Origin of the sequence: Mesorhizobium sp. M2A.F.Ca.ET.039.01.1.1, from assembly GCF_003998035.1 — a bacterium.
GTDB lineage: Bacteria > Pseudomonadota > Alphaproteobacteria > Rhizobiales > Rhizobiaceae > Mesorhizobium.
Map to the genome: position 1 here is coordinate 1 of NZ_RZRY01000871.1, position 2,262 is coordinate 2,262.

Annotated in this window: 1 protein-coding gene; it reads left to right on the forward strand. The window is 66.6% G+C overall.

Annotation, left to right across the window (positions count from 1 at the left end; translation table 11 throughout):
• Positions 1–123 precede the first annotated feature (123 nt).
• On the forward strand, positions 124–2,262 hold a 2,139-nt coding region (gene ligD / locus EOA24_RS34890; protein WP_127410644.1), incomplete at its 3' end, for a DNA ligase D.

Here is a 2,262-nt window from a genome sequence, read left to right on the forward strand (position 1 = left end):
AGAGGTGCCGGCGCTCAAACTGCCAATCTCCCCCCTAGAGGGGGAGATGTCCGGCAGGACAGAGAGGGGGGCGAAGGAACTCGGCGTTCGTCGTATTCCATTGCGTTCTTCGGCGCCTGATCCATGCCCGCCAACCTCAAACCCTACCGCGCCAAGCGCGAATTCTCCCGCACCCCCGAGCCCGCGGGCGGCCTCGCCTCTGAGGGCTCCAACCGCTTCGTCGTCCACAAGCACCACGCCACCGCCGATCACTACGACATGCGCCTCGAAATCGGCGGCGTGTTGAAGAGCTGGGCTGTCCCGCGCGGCCCCTCGCTCAACCCGGCCGACAAGCGGCTTGCCGTCGAGACCGAGGACCACCCGATCGAATATATCGACTTCGAGGGCGTCATCCCCGAAGGCGGATATGGCGGCGGGCCGATGATCGTCTGGGACACCGGCACCTGGGCGCCGATGGAGGATGTCGACAAAAGCCTGCGCAGCGGCGCCTTCAAGTTCCGGCTGGCCGGCCAGAAGCTCAATGGCGGCTGGATGCTGACGCGCCTGAAGCCCAAGCCCGGCGAGGACGAGAGCAAGAAGAACTGGCTGCTGTTCAAGGAGCGCGACCTCGCTGCCGATGCGAAACGCGACATCCTGAGCGAGCGGCCCGAAAGCGTGAAGTCCGGCCGCCGGATCGAGGAACTGGGGGCGCCGCCGAGGAAGCGGGAACGTCTGCCCCCGAAGCCGGGTTCGCTGAAACCAGGCTCGCTGCCCGGCGCGGTCAAGGCCGCGCCGCCGAGCCGCATCGAGCCGCAGCTTGCCACCCAGGTGCCGAATCCGCCGGGCGGCGAGGGGCCGGCGGAGAACACGGGCGAGCTCTGGCTGCACGAGATCAAATTCGACGGTTACCGCACCATGGCGCATGTGACGGATGGCGAGGTGCGGCTGATCACCCGTGGCGGCATCGACTGGACGAAGCGCTATGGCGATCTCCCGCAGGCCTTTTCGCGCCTGCCGGTCGCCCAGGCGATCATCGACGGCGAGATCATGGTGCTCGACGACAGGGGAATCTCGCGCTTCGCGCTGCTGCAGGACGCGCTGGCCGAAGGCGCAGGTTCAAAGCTGCATTTCTACGCCTTCGATCTTTTGCATCTCGACGGCTGGGACCTGCGCAAGGCGCCGCTCATAAAGCGTAAGGCGCTGCTTGCCGAGCTCCTCGCCGGCCAAGCCGCCAATGCCGCCATCCAGTACAGCGACCATGTCGAGGGCGACGGGCAGGGTCTCTACGATCAAGCCTCGGAGCTGGGGCTCGAAGGCGTCGTCTCCAAGCGCGCCGACGCCATCTACATGAGCGGCCGCGCCAAGAGCTGGACCAAGGTGAAGGCGCAAAAGACGGATGATTTCGTCATCGCCGGTTACACCGTCTCCGACCGTGCCGAAGGGTTGGCCGCGCTCGGCATGGCCGAGTTCGAGAACGGTGAGCTGCACTATCGCGGCAAGGTCGGCACCGGCTTCGACCGCGACATGGCGACCGAGCTGCTTGCCAGGCTGGAGCGGCTGACGGCCGGCGCCAGCCCGCCGGAAGGCGTGCCGCGCGAGATCATGCGCGAGATGCACTGGGTGAAGCCGCTGCTGTCGGCGCGCGTGCGCTATTCGAACCGCACCGCCGACAATGCGATCCGCCACGGCGTCTTTCGCGGCCTGCGCGACGTCGGCGGGCTGACCACGCCGGCGCCGGTGAAACGCAAGCGGCTGATCGCCGAATCCGACCTCGCCACCATCTGGGTGACCAATCCGGAGCGCCGGCTGTTCGGCAAGACCGGGCCGACAAAACTCGACATCGCCGTCTATTACGCATTGGTCGGCGATTTCATGCTGCCGCATATCATCGGCCGGCCGGTGTCGCTGGTGCGGTGCCCGACCGGCAAGCCGCAGGACTGCTTCTTCCAGCGCCACGCCTTCACCGGCATGCCGCCTTCGGTGGCGGTGTTCGAGAGCGTCAATTCGGAAGGCGAGACGAAAACCTATCTTTCGGTCGAGGACGCCAAGGGCTATCTGGCGCTGGCGCAATTCGGCGTCGTCGAGTTCCATACCTGGGGCACGCACCGCACAAAACTCGACAGGCCGGACCAGATCGTCTTCGACCTCGACCCGGGCGAGGGGATTTCGTGGCGCGAGGTGGTCGAGGCGGCGGTCCACATCAAGGGCGGGCTGGAAAGCCTCGGCCTGGTGCCCTTCGTGAAGACCTCCGGCGGCAAGGGCATCCACATCACCGTGCCGGTG